Consider the following 18,256-nt stretch of genomic DNA (forward strand, 5'->3'; position numbering starts at 1 on the left):
AGCAGCAAGTAGTGAGACGATTTCTTGCTTACTATTTGCTGCTTCAGGCTGGGTGCTTGCTCAACTTACGCCGTTTCGCTTTCGATTGCCAACTATCCGCATGAATCAACGCTTTGCTTTTCGCTGGGCCCTCGTCATTGGTTGCCTCAGTATGCTCACTGCCTGCGACCCCAATCAGGTGTTTGAGCAGAACACGGACTTTGCTAACTACTCCTGGGACGTCCAGCAAAAACCCGCTTTCACCTTTGCTATTCAGGACACGACGGCCCGCTACGACGTGTTTTTCAACGTGCGCTATGCGCCGGCCTACGGCTTCTACAACCTCTACATGAAGCATACCCTGACTGGCCCCGGCGGCCCGGTAGGCCCGCCGCTGCTACACCAGATATTGCTGATGGACCCTAAAACCGGCGAGCCCAAGGGCAGCGGTACCGGCGACATCTACGACCTACAAGTATTGGCCCTGCCCAACCAGCACTTCACCAAAGCCGGCAGCTACACCCTCACCTTGGAGCAATACATGCGCCAGGACCAGTTGCCGGGTCTTATGGCCGTGGGCGTGCGCGTGGCTAAGCACGAGGTGAAGAAGTAATTCGTCCGAAGCAATTAGCTGGAATAGCAGAGCATCAAAAAAGAACGTCATGCCGGGCGATGTCGGGGCCTCTTTACCGCTTTAGTATTGCGGTAGAGAGGCCCCGACATCGCCCGGCATGACGTTTTTGGTGGGTCTTTTATGGCTTGGTCCTTGCCGTTATTGCAGGCGAGTGACATCTACGGCATTAGGGCCTTTTTTGCCGGCTTTGATGTTAAACTGAACCCGGTCACCCTCCTGAATCTCGTGGATGAGGCCAGTTTGATGAACGAAGATTTCTTCTTGTGAATCGTCGGCGATGATGAAGCCGAAGCCTTTGGTGTCGTTGAAAAACTTAACGGTGCCGGTAAGCATGTGTGGGAGGTAATAAATAATGAATTGAGCCCTGAACTAACGCAGCCGACCAGTGCCAGGTTGGGTACTTAAAAATTAGCTGCATGCGTGCAAGGTTGGCAAAGGTAAAATTGCGCCGTCAAAACCGGTCAATGTAGCCCTGCTCACCTACCACACCGGTTGCTGTAGAACCACGGATTCGGGCACGCGTATGTAAGCAGAACCGGCCTGGGAATTCCCCTGGTGCCGCTTCTCATCCTGCTCGCACCCGCCATGCAAAACGCCGAAGAAAACCTCAACACCGAATCCAATGACATTGCGGGCAACCGCATTGATGGGCCCGTCGGCAACACCGCCGCCCAGCACAACGGCGGCCCTGGCATCGGCCAGCCCGGCACCGATGCCGCGGCTCCGGCTGGCACGCCCAACGTGGAAAACCCAGCTGCTCCGACCTCCAGCGAATCGTTGGCGGCCTCCGAAACCAGTGTAGGCCAGGGTGCCGTGGATGGTGAGACCGAACCCCAGGAAAACAAGGAAGCCAACCCCGACGACCTGAAACCTACCGATACTTACGGGGGCAATTTCAGCAACAGCACCCAGGGCAGCTACCGCGACCAGGACCGCCGCGACAACCAGGACAGTGACCCCAGCCGGGGTGAGTTTGGGGCTCACGGCCAGCAGGGAGCCACCCACGGTGGCTTCGGCAACCAAAACCGGCTGGCTGACTACGAGCCCCACAACACCGCCGAGGACCGGTATTATGGCGGTCCGGGTGCTCCTGGCGAGCAAACCAATTCTTACCGCGAATACGACGGCCGCGACGAGCGCCCCGATGCCCGCACCGAGTACGGCTTCGAAGCCGGGACCACCGTTTCCCTCGACCCCTCCTCCAAAACCACCGATACCAACGACAACGGCTCGCCGAAAGGCACCGATAGCGGCTACGCTCAGGATTACGGCCACACCTCGCTCCGGGCCATGCAGGGCGTCGGCCCCCAAAGCAATACTACCGGGACAGACCGCCGCAACCAGAACGAGGACTACATGCCTGCACCCGCTAGCCCCTCCAACACCACCGCTGGCACGGCCAACCCCGAAACCGGTGGCCAACGCCCTGCTGCCGGTAGCCAAGGCTACGGCGACCGCGGCCGCGACCAAGCCAACGAAGCCCCGGACTTTGGCACTGGTAACGAGCGCAACGGCTATGTGCAGCCCAATGCTAACAAAGGTGATGCGGCTCAGGGCACCGGCTCTCGCGGCGGTTCCTACAACGATGCCTATGATGACAGCCAGCCCAACAGCCGCACCGGCTCACCAGCCAGAGGTGAGGAGCGTAGCGAAGACCGCAACCACAATTACGGCAGCAGCGCCCGCACCGAAAACCGCTCAGCCGAAGGCGACGACAACGCCGCCGACCACGGTGCTCCCCGCCGCAACGCCGGCCGTGATGGCGAAGCAGACGAATAAATAGAAAACGCCTGTCATCCTGAGCGCAGCGAAGGATGACAGGCGTTTTCTATCGGTGCACCTTCACGTTGATGTCGTATTGGTAGCGGGGAGGGCCGCCCAGCGGAATGGCAAAAAAGGGCATGGCCGTGTTGTACTGGTCGGTCACGTAGAACACCATGTCGTTGGGGGCAGGCTTGGTTGATGTAAGGCGAAAATCGAGGCTGAGACCGTGCTCTTTAGGTGAAACCTGGAAGACGCTGCTGGTCCATTCACCGTCGCCGCTCATGGTGCCAGGCTGGCCGTTTTTGGCAATGCTGAATACGTTGAGCGTAGCCGCGTTGTCCGCATCAAAGTTGCTTTGCTTAATGCTCACCACCTTGTCGTTCACGAAAGGGTAGAGGTGCACGGTGGTTTTGCTGGCTGTAGCCGGCAGCCGGAAGCAGTACTCGTAGGTAAAAGCATTGCCACCTTCTACTGATATGTTTTCGGTGGGGCTGGTGCTGAAAAAGTAGCGATACAAGTTGCCATCGTTGCCGGTCAAGCCGCGGGCTACCAGTTTGAAGACGTGGCCTTTGAACTCGTCCACCATTTCGCCTTCCAGCGGGTTGAGTGGGCCGAAGGTGTACCACTTGCCGTCGTACTTTGGGTCGGCCCCGAAGGTCATGCTCTTAAGCAGGCGGCCGGGCGGCGTGGGGTTGGTTGGGCGCGGGTCCCGGGCCTGCGGGCCACTAAATGTGCCGGGCCCGCCGTACAGGTTGAACGAGGTAGTGGTATTAGCCGGCCCCTTGAGGTCGTCGTTTTTGCCACCGCAGTCTGGGTCCCACACCCGGATGTAAACGGGGGTACGCTGCTGCTCGGGGATGAGGAAAAAGAAGGTCTGGGTGAAGTCGTCGTCGCCCCACATTTTGTCCGACTGCGCGCCGAACGTGACCAGGCTTTCTACCCGCTCGCCAGCGTTAGGCACGGCCTGGGCGTGCGCGTTGGTTAGCGGTAAGGTCCACAAGGCTACCAGTGCACCACTATACCAAAAGCATTGTTTTACCATGTGGCCAAGTTACCCATGCCAATTCAATTGCTGGGCTTGTGCCGGGACGGATTTGTCGGAAATTATTCGGAATCCGCTGCTAAATTGTATGTTTACGACTTGTTAGCCTCGCACTATGCCCGCTGCCGTCCGCGCCACTTCTGATTTTTTCGACCAGCTGACCAATGACCTGCTGGTGCTGCGGGTAGTGGCCCAGCAACGTTTCCGGCCCTTGAGCGCCGAAGAGCTGAACCGGCGGCCCAGCCCCAGCCGCTGGAGCGCCGGTCAGTGCCTGGAACACCTCAACATCGTGGGCGGCTACTACTTGCCCAGCATCGCGGCCCGCATCAAGAAGGCCCAGGAGCGCGGCTCTAAACCAGCCCAAATTGCTAAATCAGGCTATATCGGGCGGCGTTTCATTGAGGCCATGCGCGCGCCGGTTAGTGAGAAAACCTACGTTACACCGCAACGCTACGCGCCCACCGGCACCCGGCTGCCCCGCACCGTGGCGGAGGTATTCAGCCGGCAGATTGACGAATTGCTGCGCCTTGTGCTGCTGGCCCGGCAGGTCAACGCCAACGCTATTCGCATTCCCAACGCCATTTTCCCGCTGCTGTTGTTTCGCCTTACCGACCAGCTCGAATTTCTGGTTGTGCACATTCAGCGCCACATTGCCCAGGCAGAAGCTGTGCTAACAGGCAATGGCGTGGCCGCCAAAGCATCGGTGGGCTAAGCTGGTATCCACGCTAAAAGCATTCGCCTAAAGCTGCCACAAATAAAAACCGCGCCGAGTTATCAGTGCGGGTTTTTATTTGTGGCAGCTGCGTCGCGAGGATAACTTACTTGTTGCCAAAGAAATAGTTGGCCGTTAGCTGGAAGCCGCGGTTATATATTTTGCCGTCGGTGTCGTTGCCGTCCGGGTCATTTGGGGTAAGATTCAGCAGGCCCAGGCTGTAGCCTATCTGCGCCTGGAATGGGCCAACGCGGTAGCCAAGACCAGCGTTGAGCCCGGCATCAAAGCGACGAAACGTGGCAATAACCTCCGGAGAACTGGCCAGTCCGTTGTTCAAGGCGTCGTCCAGTTGCGTGTTGGCATTTTGCTTGCTGCCGTATTCTATGGTCAGGGCGATGGGAAAAGAATTAACGGCCCCACTCATCAGTACGTCGGGGTCGTTGCTGGTAATGGCCAGTTTGCTGGAGCCGTTCCCTCCTACACCAAAAGCTACGTAAGGTCCCGCAAATACCTGAAAGCCATTATCGGTATCGGAGGTGTACACAAAGTTGAGAGGTACCTCTAAATAATTGAGTTTGGGCGTCGCAGTATAGGTAATGGTGGTAACGTAGGGAACATTGGTGTTGTCAACGGCTGAAAATTTCAACTCGGCACCTTTCTGGCTGAAAAGCAGCGAAGGCTGGAAAGCGAATTTGCCAAACCCCACATTAAGCGTTCCACCAACCTGAACGCCTGCGATAGCACTCGCTTCGTTGGAAAGTCCAGCCGGTATGTTGCCATACTTGTACGAAAAATTTGAAATATTCAGCCCCAGGCGCGGGCCGAAGGAAACGGTGGTCTGAGCCTGAACGGTGGTAGCCGTGGCCGCTGTCAGAAACAAAGCGGTAAACAGGTTTTTCATGGAAAGAGAAAAAGAGGTAAAAGAAGCGACAAAGAGTAGGCTGCCGGATTTTTCCGGCTGGCTAATAGAGACAAAGATAAAGATGCTGCCTTCCTTCCCGAGTCAGGTAGCGGTGTGAAAAGCAGGGTGGACGTGTGCAATAAAACTGCACCGGGCATCTTTAGGTCTCCAACCCGGCCTTGTGCCCGTCCTGCCTATGCGTTTGTTCCTCCTTTCCTTCTTGCTGCTCACTATGATTTTTACTTCTGACTCCGCTGCCCCCGCCCCGCCGTCCGGCCCCTACGCCGCCCAATGGAAGAAGATTGATGAGCTGCTCAAAAAGGACCAGACCGCCACTGCCGCGCCGCTGGTGGAGCGCCTCTACCAGCAGGCCAAAAAGGAAGGCAACAGCCCGGCCTACGTGCGGGCGCTACTCTACAAAATCCGCCTGCTGCAAGCCAAGGAGGAAGACGAGACCGAGAAAGCCATTGGCCTGCTGGAAACTGAAGTGAAAACGGCCAGTTTCCCGGCCCGGCCCATCCTACACTCGCTGCTGGCTGAGGAATACACTAAATACCTCAACCAAAACCGCTACCGCCTCTACCAGCGCACGGCCGGGGCCAAACCTACTCCGGCCGACGGCAACACCGAGGCCGATGGCGGCACCGGCCTCGCTACCTGGGACATGGGCCGGCTGGGCGCTGCCATTGTGCGGCACTACTACCAGTCGGTGGAAGATGAGCCCCAAAAGCAGCTGAAAACCACCCTGGCTGACCTCGGCGACCTAGCTGTGGGAGGCAATGCCGAAGGCCGCGCCCTGCGGCCTACCCTGTATGACCTGCTGGCCCAGCGCGCCATCGAAGGCCTGAAAAACCAGGAACTGTACGTGACTAAGCCCGAGCAGCAGTTCCAGCTCACGGAGCCCCAGCTGTTTGGCGATGCTGCCACGTTTGCCGAGTTGCGCCTGCTCGCCTCCGATGCCGACTCGCTCAATGGCCAGCTGCACGCACTGCACCTGTTGCAGCGCCTCACGGCCTCGCGCCAGCAGCAGACGCCGCCCAACCTGGCTGCGCTGGCCGACGTGGACCTGCAGCGCATGGACTACCTGCACAGCCTGACGCAGCATACTGATTTGGGCACGCAGTACGAGCCGGCCCTGACGCGCCTGGCCGAAACATATAAGGCCCTGCCCATCAGCACGGAGCTTATGGTGCGGCGGGCCGAAGTTGAGCGGGAGGCCGGCGACAACGTGGCCGCCGTGCGCCTGGCACGGGAGGCCGAGGCCCGGTTTCCGAAGTCGCGCGGCGCGGCGCGGGCCCGGCAGCTGCGTGAGCAGCTGGAGCAGCCCGAAGTGGCGTTTACGGCGGCTGATATTGTGGTGCCCAACCAACCCTGGCGACTAGACATGACGGCTCGCAACGTGACGGGCCTGCACGCCTGGGCCTACCGCATTTCGCTGAAAGAGTGGGAACAATCGGGTGAGTATGATGAGAAAGAGCGCACCGTCGTGCAGCGTTACGCCCGTGCTTTAAAAGCTGCACCGGCAGCAACTTGGACAGTGCCGGTGCCCACGCATCCGCAGGATTATAAAGAGCAGAAGTTTGCCGTGGCGGGCGCGGTGCTGCCCATCGGCTACTACTTGGTCATCATCAGCAACCAGGCCGAGAAGCCAACGACGCCGCAGACTGGCGCGATGACGAGCTACGGCTTTGTGGGCGCAAGCGAGCTGAGCGCCGTGAACCGACACGAATTCAATGACCCGGCGACCCAGCTGCTGGTGCTGCATCGTCAGAATGGCACCGCGCTGGCCAAGGTGCAAGGCCAGCCAATCTACAGTCATTACGACCAGAAAGCCCGCAAGCAAGTAACGCGGGTAGGCGCAACTGTGACAACAAACGCGGAAGGCGAAATGAAGCTGCCCGCGCCCAATAACGGGCAGAGGAACAACGAGCAGCTGACAAGCGTGCACATCTGGCGGGGACAAGACACGTTGCGGCTAACCAACATCAACGGCTATTACCAGCCCAGCCGCAACGGTGCAGAACAGGCCCAACGCCGCACCTTCCTCTTCACCGACCGCGCCATTTACCGCCCCGGCCAGACCCTGTATTTCAAAGGCATTCTGACCGAAACCCTGCGTTCCAAATCCAGCCTCCTGACCGGCCAATCGGTGAGCGTGCGGCTGGTGGACGTGAACGGCCAGACTGTGCAGACGCTGCCGTTCACCACTTCCGAGTTTGGCAGCTTCAACGGCTCGCTGGTGCTGCCCACGGGCTTGCTAAACGGCCAAATGAGCCTGCAAACCGACCACGGCAGCCTCAGCTTTGCGGTGGAAGACTACAAGCGGCCCACCTTCCTCGTTACCATCGACTCGGTGCCCGGCCGGCCGCAGCTGGGCCAGCCGCTCACCCTCAACGGCCACGCCCGTGCCTACGCTGGCCAGGCCACCGACGGTGCTACGGTGAGCTACCGCATGACGCGCCGCGAGCTGTGGCCCATGTTTGACTATGGATTTAGCCGGCGCACTTACAACCCCGGCCAGGGAAACCAGGAAATTGCCCACGGCACCACCACCACCGATGCCGAGGGTCGGTTCAGCCTCACGTTCACGCCGCCACTGGTGCCCACGAAGGCTGGGAGCCGACGCGGCTGGGAGCCGGGCTATCTGTTCGAAATCACGGCCGACGTGACCGATGCGGCCGGCGAAACCCGCACCGGCACCCGCAGCGTGCCCATTGGCCGCAACCCGCTCAGCCTGCGCCTGGTAGGGCCGGGCGAAGTGGATAAGCAGCACCTGCCCACGTTCACGCTCCTGAGCACCAACGCCACCGGCGAGCCCCTGACGGCTGCTGGCACCCTGCGCCTGCTGGCCCGCAAGTACCGTCCCAATCCGCTCGGCGTGGCCGGTGCCCCGGTCATTTCCGCCGAAACCGAACTGCCGGCCGAGCTGCTGAAAACGCTGCCCTTCGATACGAAAAATGGTCCGGCGCTCGACCTAAAAGCGGCGCTGGCCGCCCTGCCCACGGGCCGTTACCGCCTCGAAGCGCAAGCTGCCGGGGCCGATACCTCCGCCCGCGCCACGCACGATTTCGACCTCTACGACTCGCAGGCTGCCACAGTGCCCTACGCCACGCCCGATTGGTTTGTGGCCCTGGCCGACACCGTGGCCCCCGGCCAGCCCACCAGCGTATTGCTGGGCAGCAGCGAAGCCGGCGCGCACATCCTGCTGGAAGTGGAGCGCGAAGGCGTGCTGCTGCGCCGCGAATGGCTGACGCTGCAAGCCAACGAGCAGCGCCGCCTCAGCATCGAAAGCGGCGAAGCCACCGCCGTGGGCCCGCTCTACATCCACACCACGCAGGTGCGCGACAACCACCTCTACCGCCACGATGCCACCGTGGAGGTGGCCGAGCAGCCGCAGCCGCTCCAGCTCTCCATCGCCACTTTCCGCGACAAGCTCCAGCCCGGCCAGAAGGAAACCTGGCGCGTGACCATTCATCAGGCCAACGGCAAACCCGCCGATGCCGAGCTGCTGGCCACCCTCTACGACCAAAGCCTAGACGTATTCCGGCCGCACAGCTTCCTGGGGCTGGCGTTTGGCGGGGGGTATCATCCGATGCATTTTGGCTGGCAGGGCCAGTTTGGAGAGATGAATTCGGAGGTGCTGCTTGCGCCGGAATATTCCGATGGCTTGTCGGGTATTGAATACCCGGACTTGAACACCTGGGGCATTGGGAGCAGGGGAGGTTTGGTCGGGTACGGCGGTGGCCCGGGGCGGGTCATGCGTCGAATGGCCAGTCCAAAGCAGGGCTCTGCGCTATATGAACAGGCGATTGGTGGTAACCTGGCCATGCCTGCTCCGCCAATGGCCGCGGCGCCAATGGCTTCGGCTGCAATGGACGCTAGGACCAATGGAGAAGTGCAGGTTTTGTCTGGACGTAGTGATGATGTCAGCACCAAAAAGCCCGCCGCGCCTGACCTGACTGCCGTGCCCACCCGCACCGATTTCCGCGAAACGGCCCTGTGGCAGCCTGCCCTGCGCACCGACAAAAACGGCGACGTGGTGCTCGAATTTCAGATGCCCGAAGCCGTGACGCGCTGGCAGCTGCTGGCCCTGGCCCACGACAAAAGCCTGCACAGCGGCCAGCTGGCCCGGCAGCTCGTCACGCAGAAGGAAGTTCAGATTACGCCCAATGCGCCGCGCTTCTTCCGGCAGGGCGACACCTTCACCTTTCCCGCCAAGTTCTCGAACCTGACCGACCACGCCACCAGCGGCACCGCCCAGCTTGTGCTGCTCGACGCCGCCACCGGCCAGGATATCACCAGTCAATTGCTGAAGGGCCCGGCGCAGCAGCCCGTATCCGCCGCCGCGCACCAGAGTGCCGCCTTAGGCTGGGAAATCAGCCTGCCCAGTGACTTTGCGCCGGCTGCGGTGACGTACCGGGTGGTGGTTTCGGCCCTCGGAGGAACGGTTTCGGGCCTTGAAGGGTCGAAATCGGAGCGCAAAGGGTCTAAGTTGAAGCACAAAGGCTCGAAAGCGGACCTCGGAGAAGCAAAACCGGACCTCGAAGGGTCGGTTTTGGCCGGCAAAGGGTCGAAACCGGACCTCGGAGGGTCGGTTTCGTACTCCGACGGCGAGGAAAACACCCTGCCCGTGCTGCCCAACCGCATTCTGCTCACCGAGAGCCTGCCGCTGCCCATCGTGGGGCCCGGCAGCCGAACCTTTGAGCTGAGCAAGCTCACCAGTACCAGCAGCCCCACGCGGCGCAACTACAGCCTCACGCTGGAAATGACGGCCAACCCCGCCTGGTACGCCGTGCAGAGCCTGCCCTATCTCATGGAGTACCCCTACGAGTGCTCCGAGCAAACCTTCAGCCGCCTCTACGCCAACCTGCTGGCCGCCCAGATTCTCAAGTCCAATCCCCGCTTCAAAACCATTCTGGCCGAGTGGACGCGCCAGGCCCAAAACGGCACCGCCGCCCAGAAAAACGCCCTCGAAAGCAAGCTGGCCCAAAATCAGGAGCTGAAAAACCTGCTGCTGCAGGAAACGCCCTGGGTGCGCGATGCCCAGGGCGAAGCCGCTCGCCTGGCCCGCCTCACCGAGCTGTTCGACGAGCCCCGCCTGCAGGCCGAAACCAGCCGCGCCCTGCTCAAGCTCCAGCGCATGCAGCTGGATAACGGCGCTTTCCCGTGGTTCGAGAAGATGCCCGAGGACCGGTACATTACCCAGCTCATCGTGGCCGGTTTTGGCAAGCTGAAACGGCTGGGTGCCTTCGATGCCAGCCAGGATGCCACCGCCCAGGCCATTTTGCAGCAAGCCCTGCGCTACCTCGATGCCGAGCTGGCCGACGACTACCGCGAGCTGCGCAAAATCAAAGGCATCAAGCTGACCGACAACCACCTCGGCGACCAGCACATCCAGGCCCTCTACGCCCGCAGCTTCTGGTCGCAGCAGCCCGAAGCATCGGCCGCGAAGGATGCGTATGCCTACTACCGCGGGCAGGCCGCCAAGTACTGGCCCGCCCAGACGCGCTACCTGCAAGCCCAGGTTGCCCTGGCCCTGTTCCGCCACGATGCCAAGGCTACTGCCGCGGCCGAAGTCCTGCGCGCCTTGGCCGAAAACGCTCTGCACTCGCCCGAGCTGGGCATGTACTGGAAGGAAGTGCGCGGCGGCTACTACTGGCGCGAAGCCCCCACCGAAACCCAGGCCACCCTCATCGAAGCCTTCGATGAAGTGAAGCAGGACCAGAAATCCGTCGATGAGATGAAGCTCTGGCTGCTCAAGCAAAAGCAAACCCACAGCTGGGAAAGCACCCGCGCCACCGCCGATGCCTGCTACGCCCTGCTGCTGCGCGGCTCCGACTGGCTGGCCCCCACCCAGCCCCTGCAAGTCACCGTCGGCGGTCAGCTTGTCAAGCCCGAAGCGGCGCAGGCCGGTACCGGCTACTTCAAAACCGCCTGGGCCGCTGCCGAAATCCAGCCCGCGCAGGGCAAAGTCACCCTCACCAAGCCCGACGCGGGCGTGGCCTGGGGGGCGCTCTACTGGCAGTATTTCGAAGACATCGACAAGGTGACGTCGGCCACCACCTCGCTCAGCCTGGAGCGCGAGCTGTACCGCGAAACCCGCACCGCCAGCGGCCCGGTGCTGGAAAAGCTCACCTCCGCGTCGCCCCTGAAAATCGGGGATGCGCTGGTGGTGCGCCTCGTGCTCCGCACCGACCGCGCCCTGGAATATGTGCACCTCAAAGACCAGCGCGCCGCCGGCCTGGAACCCATTGCCCAAACCAGCGGCTACCGCTACCAGAATGGCTTGGGCTACTACGAGTCGCCCCGCGACGCGGCCACCAACTTCTTCCTGGGCGAAGTACCGCGCGGTACCCACGTTTTCGAATACCGTTTACGAGCCAGCCAAGCCGGCGACTTTTCGGGGGGACTTAGCCAAGTACAGTGCTTGTACGCTCCCGAATTTGGAGCGCACTCGGCTGGAGTGCGGCTACGGGTAGCACCGTAGCCGCTCGTAGGCAAAATCAGGCCTCTGAGCCCCAGGAATGGCCCCTATAGCGTTTAAAACCGCTTTTGCCTTGCATTTAAACGGGGTGGGATGTAGCTTTGTCTTCTGTCGGTATTACATTATTCGTCTATGAAGCATCTATTTGTCCTTTTAACACTGCTCCTGACCTGGGGTGGTGCTCAAGCCCAAACTGAGAAACAGACCCCCGTAACCAAGCTTCCCGGCGAGGAAAACCTTAGCCTCCGCGAGCGGGCCGAACGTGATTTTCTGATGCCGGTGCGTCGCAAGAAAATCGTAACCGAAGCGCCAAAAGTAGCCGCCGATGACAACACCGCAGCCCCTGAAACGGACGCTACCGCTCACTATTCCGAGGCCACTGATGAGGCCGCCCTCACGGCCCGCACCGCCCGCAGCTACGAAGCCCGCCACGCCGAGGCACTAGCTGCCCGCCGCGCCGCCGCCCGTCGCGAAGAGGCCCGCGCCGAAGCCAGAGCCGAGGCTCGTGCCGAAGCCCGCCGCGCCGCCCGCCACCACTCGGCTCGCAGCCACAGCAGCAAGTCCAAGTCCCATAAGACTACTTCGCACAGCAGTAAATCGAAGTCGACCAAGTCCAAAACAAAAGCTAAATCGGCCTCGCATACCAGCAAAAGCAAAGTGAAGGCCAACAAGGCCAAGAGCAGCGCTAAGAAAAGCAGCAGCAAGAAGAGCACTACCCACAAAGCCACTAAGAAAAGCACCCCTTCGAAGTCGAAGAGCAAAACTAAGAAGCGCCGCTAAGCAACGCTTTAAAGCATAAACCAACAAGGCCCGACACTACTGTGTCGGGCCTTGTTGGTTTATGGGGCTGCGGGCTGTTGGTCGTAACGCAGCATGTGCCCTAGCTATCATCCTAGAGCAGTTTCGCATCAGTAGCTAGTAGCGCGAACTTTCAGTTCGCGTCTTGGAATGACTGCCAAGCGGCGCAGGGACGCGAACTGAAAGTTCGCGCTACCATTGAATGCGAAACTGCTTTAAGCTTGCATACCGAAGTGCGGTACAGATAATAATGCCCCTACCAAGGCTGCGCCGATTACTCCAAATTGTGGGGCGCAAGTGTGGCGCAGCCTCCTCGCGGCAAGAGTTGCCTGCATGAGGAAAAAATCCGCGTAGCAGTGACAGATTACCAGCTGGTTCTGTCACTGCTACGCGGATTTTAAATAAGTGAGATGGTGATTCGCTACAGCTCTGTCGCCGCATCACGGCTACTTCAAAGCGGGGTCATCGGTGGCAAGATTCTTTACTGCGCTCAGTATGACAGAAGGAGAGGCAACCTGTCAACAGCGCGCATTCAAACTACCGCTTGTTGAGGACGATGAAGTTGTTGAATGTGGCCGTTGTGTGTTCGGCACCTTGGGCGATGAGGGCTACGCGCACGCCGCGGTCCCATGGCGGGAGGTAAGTACCGTTGAGGGTGAAGCTCTCGGTGGGCAGGGGCTGCCAGGTGGCGCCGTCGGTGCTGTAGGCGAAGCGGTAGCGCTGGCCGCCCCACACTTCGAGACGGAGCGTAAGGGTGTCACAGGGCTCAACGTAGGCTTGAGCGAGGCACTGCTGCTTGCCACTCTTCACGTGCCAGATTTGCACCTGACCATTGCCTGCCATGAGCGCCAGAGCGTTGTAAGGGTCACCCACGGCAGCAAGGCCGGCGAAAGTGTCAACGGGCAGGTTGGTGAAGTCGAGGGTGGTAGCGGCTTTATAGGTGGCGGCGTGGGTGCGGCGGGCAATGATGGTGCCGAGGCGCGAGGCCCCGGCGGTGAGGTGCAACTGGCCGTGGCGCACGGTAGTAGTAGGCTTGGGTGCCGTGATGGGCCACTGCCAAGCCAGGCCAAGGGCTTCGCCCTCAAACTCATCCGTGATGTTGAACTGAGTCATGTCGGCGAGCGCCGGGGCCTGGGGGCTGCGGTTCACGAACTCAGGCCACTCCTGTGCATTCCAGGTGAACTCGCTGAGGAGGCCCTGGCGGCCTACGAATTCGTGGCTTTCGGCCGCGTAGGCATGATGCAGCAGGAACCAGCGGCCATCCATTTCGGTCACGGTGCCGTGGCCGGGGCACTTCCACACATCGTTGCGGTCGAGGATGGGATTCTGCTGATGCTTTTCCCAAGGACCCAGCAGGTTGCGGGAGCGGGCTACGCCAGTGGCATAGTTACAGCCCTTGCCGCAGCAGCTGTTACCAGCGTAGAACATGTAGTACCAGCCGCCGTGGCGCACCAGCGCCGAGCCTTCCACCAGCGGCCCTTCCCAACGCACGTCGTTGGTAAACAGCTCGGTGGCCTCGCCGATGAGGGCAGTGCGCTCGTCGTTCAGGCGCTGAGCCCAGATGGGGGTTTCCTGCTGGCAGGAATTGCCGTCCTCTTTCCAGATGAGGAAGAGGTCGCCGTTTTCATCGGGCATGGCAAAGCCGTCGATGGAGCCGGCTTCCTGGCCTACCAAGGGACCGTGGTCATGGTAGGGGCCGGCGGGGTGGTCGGCGCTGGCTACGGCTACGCACAGCATGCCGCCCTGCTTGCTACGGGCAGTATAATACAGGTAGGTGCGGCCATTTTCGTAATGAAACTCCGGCGCCCAGAAGTTGGAGCTGGCCCAGTCGGGCAGCTTCTCGGGGAAGATGTGGCCGACCAGCTCCCAATCAAGCAGGTTTTTGGAGGAGAAGATGGGAAACACAGCACCCCACTCGGCGGAAGTGGCACTGGCCCAATAGGTATCACCTATTTTCGTGATGGTGGGGTCAGGGAAATCGCCAGGCAGTACGACATGGTCGTAGGAAGTGCGGGCGGGAGCAGTTTCGGCAGGCGAAACATGCGAAATGGCCAAATGGGCCAAATGTTCTAGTTCGATGGACACGGTGGGAGGGTACAAGGAGGATAGAAAAAGAAAGCCAGCTGACTGGTGAAAAGCTTTCTATGTTAAAGGTAGGGGTTTGGAATAACTATTGGGGGTGAAATGTGATTTTTTCAGATGAACGTGCAGAAATAATCGGTGAATAAACCATTGCACCGGCCCAGGCTTGCCGAGGGAGTGTAAGGTGGCTGCTGGTAAAACAAGCTTCTAATATGTGCTGAAAGCCATATTTGGGTGTAGTGTGTCCACGTAGGTAGCAATGCAGAATTCAGGCCAACCTTCCTTTGTGAGGAGTGCTAGAGTCAGGTAAAATTTGACTATGGCAAGAAAGTAGATTGTTTATTAATTTGAGTTGACGGCAACGTGAATTGCCCTTGCAAAGGGCTTTTGCCCGCCAATACCTTGAATATTGAGAGACCACCCCTCATAAGGCACATGTCTGTGGTTTATTGCTAGAACTGGAAATAAAAAGAGCCTCCCAAAAGGAGGCTCTTTTCCTAAATATTCTTAAATGGTTAGTGCACTACGGAGAGGTGTTTGGTAACACTGCCTTCGGCGGTCCGGATGGTTACGCTATATACACCGCCGCTGAGGGCAGCGGTGTTGATGGCAACGTGCTGCACGCCGGCTGCCATATTCGCGTTGGCCGGCGTGGCAACAATGCGGCCGATGGCGTCGATTACATCAACACGCACAGCTGAGGACTTGAGCAACTCGAACGATAGGTCGGTGCGGTCGGCGGCGGGGTTGGGAGCTAGGGTAGTGCCGGTAGCAGCCACCACGTTGGTCACGGCCGTGGTGTTGGTGGCACGCAAGGTGATATCATCAACGAAGAGGCTATTGCCATAGTTGCTGGTGGCGCGCAGGGCAAGCATAGCACCGGCCGGCACGGCCGTTACGTCGACGGTGCGCAGGAGCCACTGCGACTGGGTGGGCAAAAAGCGGGTGATGGTAGCGGGGGCAGTGGCCAGATTGGCCCCGGCCAGGTTCCATATCGAAGTCCAGGTAGTGCCGCAGTTAGTGGAGTATACTACTTCGAGGCGGTCCTGCTCGGTGGCGTACTGAGCATAAGCCTGCCAGAATTCCAGGGTTTTGGTGCCGCTGGTAGGTAGCACGGCGGCGGGTAGAATGGCGTAGTTAGCTTCGCCCGAAGGGTAGTCGAAGTTGTTGTGATAGAGCAGGTAAGTGCTGTTGTTGTGGCCAATGTTTGCAGTGTTGCTGCGGGTCAGGAGCCAGTTGCTGTTATTGGCGTTGGCGTCGAACAGAATCCAGTTGGTGGGCAGGGCACCGCCATTCTCAAAGCCGGTGGACAGGGGCAGCGCGGTACCAGCGTTGTTATACACCACAATGCTGGCAGTAATTTTATTGTTGCCGCCGTTCACATCTACAGTGCCATTGGGCAGGGCCACGGAGTCGGCGATGACGTGCGAGCCGGGGGTTACGGTCAGTGCAGGCATGGCGACGGCCGCAGTAGCATTAGCGGCCAGCGAGCCCGTCCAGTTGTAAGTGAGCCAGGCGGTGGCGTCGACCTTGTAGTAAATCCGGGCCGAGGTAACGGTGGTAGTACCCGTATTCTTCAGTGTCAGCGAGGGCGTAACGGAGGCTGAGCCAGCGGCGCAGGTGAGAGCCGAGGGCAGGCTTACCTGTGTAGCACCCATGTCAAGGGGCACGGCTACATAGGTAGAGGGCATGGCAAAAGCAATCGACTTATCAGTGTCGTTCTGAATCCAAACGACCAGACGGGTTTCATTGGCCGCAGCTTTGTCTACGTAAGATGGTACGCGGCCTTTGAGGGTGATGGTTTGGGTCTGGCCGGCCGTCCAGGCGTTGGAAAGCTGAGTACCAGCGGCGTTGGGGTACATTTCGCGCACCACGTTGTGAAACTCGGTTTCGCCGTTGGTGCCGGGGGCAGTGGCATAGCGCAGGTGCTCAATAAGGGCCACGCGCAACTTGAGGTTGGCACCGGCTGGAGCGTAGGCTTGCAACGCAGAGAGGTTGATAGTAGCCCGTACCGAGTCGCCGTTGGCAGTCCACTGGTGCGCTACGGTGGCACTGAACGGGGCCGCGAGATTCGACGCGTTATCAATGTCCGCTTGGGTAAGGTAGTTGACGTGACCGGGGCTGGTAGTGCCCACGCCCTGTATGGTGCCGTCGAGGCGGCCGTAGGGGGCGAAGGGCACGCTGTAATACGACAGGCGGGCGTTGGTGACGGTGGTGTAAGCGTTGTAGATGGGGCCAGCCGATGGGATGGGGCTCTGGTACTTAATCAGCAGCACCTTTGAGGGGTTGGTGCCAGCGGCGAGCAGGGTGTTGAGGCCGGGGTTGGAGGCAGCGCAGGGTGCGCAATTCTCGCCCGAAAACTCTTCGTACAGTGCGAGGCGGTTTTGGGCGTGGACGGCCGTGGTCCCAAGCGCTGCAATGGCGGTAACAAGTACTAGTTTTCTCATACAGGTGGTGAGGAGAATGAATTGATTATGACGCCTAAGTTAAGTGCTATTACCAATGCTTTGCGTGAAGTGTACTCATTAGTTAAATTTTTTTTAAGGCATCATACATTGGCTATCAGTAACAAGGCCGGCAACCCGGGAGAAATGAACAAAGAGCCGGCTTCCTATAGAACTAAACCTGCCTGCTTTGTGCATCAGGTTGCCCTATTGGATTTGAGGCCAAACAATACTCTGAGCAGTGAAAACCGCTGAATCACAGTATACAGGAGCAGCGTGAAGCCGAAGGTGCCGAGGGCGATAAGCAGGAATTTGGCTGCGTTGGTGGCGGGCCAGCGTAGCACGTAGTAGGCCAGGGCGATGAGGACGGTTTGGTGCAGAATGTAGAAAGGGAACACGGCTTCGTTGGCGCGCTGGAGGAGGGGGGAGTTGCGGTTGAGGTAGCGGCGGCCGAAACCCACACACACCAGTATCCAGCACCAGCAGTTTAGGCCTTGTACGGCGCGCTTGATGGCATTGCCGATGAGGGCATAGTAGTAGTCATCGCCCCAGTAGTAGAAGCTGAAGGCGGCCAGGCCCAGCGCAAGGAACAGGTAGCGTTGCCGCTCGGCAGCTTGCCAGAAGCCGGCCAGGGGGCCGAGGATGTAGCCGTAGATGAACAGCGTGAGGTAGAAAGCGAAGTTGAACCAATCGGAAACCAGGTTGCGGGTATCGGGCCAGTAGGGGCGGAGCGTAAGTTGGATGAGGATGAGCGGTAAGGCAAAAACCAGCACGGTTCCGGGCCGGCTCAGCCACTGGCTGAGCTTGGCGAGGAGGGCCTGTCCGGCGGGCCTGCGCAGCTTAAGGAAGAGGGGCAGGCTGAGTAGCGAGAAGGGGAGCAGATAGGCAATAAACCAGAGGTGGTTCCAAGTGAAATTGCCCTTCGGCGCGGCGCCGTTGAAGTAGTGAGGGTAGAAATCGAGCAAGGAGGTGTAGTGGGCACCCTCGGACAGGCGCTGGTAGTAGACCTGCGGCACCACGACGACGACCATGCCGAAAACCAGCGGGAGTAGCAGGCGCTGCACTCGCTCAGCGGCAAACTGGCCAGCGGTGCGGCGGCCCAGGGCGAAGGTGACACCGACCCCGGATATTACAAACAGCAGGGGCATGCGCCACTGGTTAAGAAATTCCATAGGCAGCTCCAGGGCGGGGCTGGTGGTCTTGCTCATGATGTGAAAGTTCCAGCCCACGAATACCAGGCCGGTATGGTAGAGGATGAGCAGCCCAAAGGCGAGAACTCGGAGCCAGTCGAGGTCGTAGCGGCGGGTGGAAGGAAGCGGGAGAACGGTGGTTGGGCTCATGGCCGGTGAGGGGAGTAGGTGAATCGATGCTCAAACCTACCGGAGGGCTTCCCGAACCACGACACGCCTCACAAAC

11 protein-coding genes are annotated in these 18,256 nt (G+C 60.0%); 5 read left to right on the top strand and 6 right to left on the bottom strand.

Annotated features, from left to right (window positions below):
- The first annotated feature begins 100 nt into the window (after nt 1–100).
- A complete protein-coding gene (locus tag J4E00_RS14835; RefSeq protein WP_208175957.1) occupies nt 101–592 on the top strand; it encodes a gliding motility lipoprotein GldH in 492 nt (163 codons plus the stop codon).
- Between the two features lie 159 nt (nt 593–751).
- Here the strand turns inward: J4E00_RS14835 and J4E00_RS14840 are convergent, their stop codons facing one another.
- Nucleotides 752–946, bottom strand: coding sequence for a cold-shock protein (locus J4E00_RS14840; RefSeq protein WP_208175958.1), 195 nt, complete (start codon nt 944–946; stop codon nt 752–754).
- 252 nt (nt 947–1,198) lie between these two features.
- On the opposite strand from J4E00_RS14840, the gene J4E00_RS14845 reads away from it, so the two are divergent.
- Entirely contained in the window at nt 1,199–2,392 is a 1,194-nt protein-coding gene (locus J4E00_RS14845) for a hypothetical protein (RefSeq protein WP_208175959.1), read from the top strand.
- A gap of 49 nt (nt 2,393–2,441) precedes the next feature.
- On the opposite strand, the gene J4E00_RS14850 is transcribed toward J4E00_RS14845, so the two are convergent.
- The gene (locus J4E00_RS14850; RefSeq protein ID WP_208175960.1) at nt 2,442–3,377 is read right to left on the bottom strand and encodes a hypothetical protein; all 936 of its coding nucleotides are present in this window, start codon (nt 3,375–3,377) and stop codon (nt 2,442–2,444) included.
- A gap of 157 nt (nt 3,378–3,534) precedes the next feature.
- On the opposite strand from J4E00_RS14850, the gene J4E00_RS14855 reads away from it, so the two are divergent.
- Nucleotides 3,535–4,131: a DinB family protein gene (locus J4E00_RS14855; RefSeq protein ID WP_208175961.1), complete on the top strand. Its 597-nt coding sequence runs from the start codon at nt 3,535–3,537 to the stop codon at nt 4,129–4,131.
- A gap of 106 nt (nt 4,132–4,237) precedes the next feature.
- Here J4E00_RS14855 and J4E00_RS14860 read toward each other — a convergent pair whose 3' ends face one another.
- Entirely contained in the window at nt 4,238–5,032 is a 795-nt protein-coding gene (locus J4E00_RS14860; RefSeq protein ID WP_208175962.1) for a porin family protein, read from the bottom strand.
- 232 nt (nt 5,033–5,264) lie between these two features.
- Here J4E00_RS14860 and J4E00_RS14865 point away from each other — a divergent pair, with 232 nt between their 5' ends.
- Complete coding sequence (locus J4E00_RS14865; protein ID WP_208175963.1) at nt 5,265–11,519, top strand: alpha-2-macroglobulin family protein; 6,255 nt, start codon at nt 5,265–5,267, stop codon at nt 11,517–11,519.
- A gap of 129 nt (nt 11,520–11,648) precedes the next feature.
- Entirely contained in the window at nt 11,649–12,296 is a 648-nt protein-coding gene (locus J4E00_RS14870; RefSeq protein ID WP_208175964.1) for a hypothetical protein, read from the top strand.
- Between the two features lie 555 nt (nt 12,297–12,851).
- Here the strand turns inward: J4E00_RS14870 and J4E00_RS14875 are convergent.
- The 3 genes from J4E00_RS14875 to J4E00_RS14885 all read right to left on the bottom strand — a co-directional run bounded on the left by J4E00_RS14875 (nt 12,852) and on the right by J4E00_RS14885 (nt 18,180).
- On the bottom strand, nt 12,852–14,399 hold the full coding sequence (locus J4E00_RS14875) for a family 43 glycosylhydrolase (RefSeq protein WP_317196631.1): 1,548 nt from the start codon (nt 14,397–14,399) through the stop codon (nt 12,852–12,854).
- A 512-nt stretch (nt 14,400–14,911) separates the two neighbouring features.
- Nucleotides 14,912–16,843 (bottom strand): T9SS-dependent choice-of-anchor J family protein, encoded by a 1,932-nt coding sequence (locus tag J4E00_RS14880; protein ID WP_208175965.1) that lies wholly within the window; start codon nt 16,841–16,843, stop codon nt 14,912–14,914.
- 194 nt (nt 16,844–17,037) lie between these two features.
- Complete coding sequence (locus J4E00_RS14885; protein ID WP_208175966.1) at nt 17,038–18,180, bottom strand: acyltransferase family protein; 1,143 nt, start codon at nt 18,178–18,180, stop codon at nt 17,038–17,040.
- Between the last annotated feature and the right edge of the window lie 76 nt (nt 18,181–18,256).

It is taken from the genome of Hymenobacter negativus (genome assembly GCF_017571495.1).
In the GTDB taxonomy this organism is placed as follows: Bacteria; Bacteroidota; Bacteroidia; order Cytophagales; family Hymenobacteraceae; genus Hymenobacter; species Hymenobacter negativus.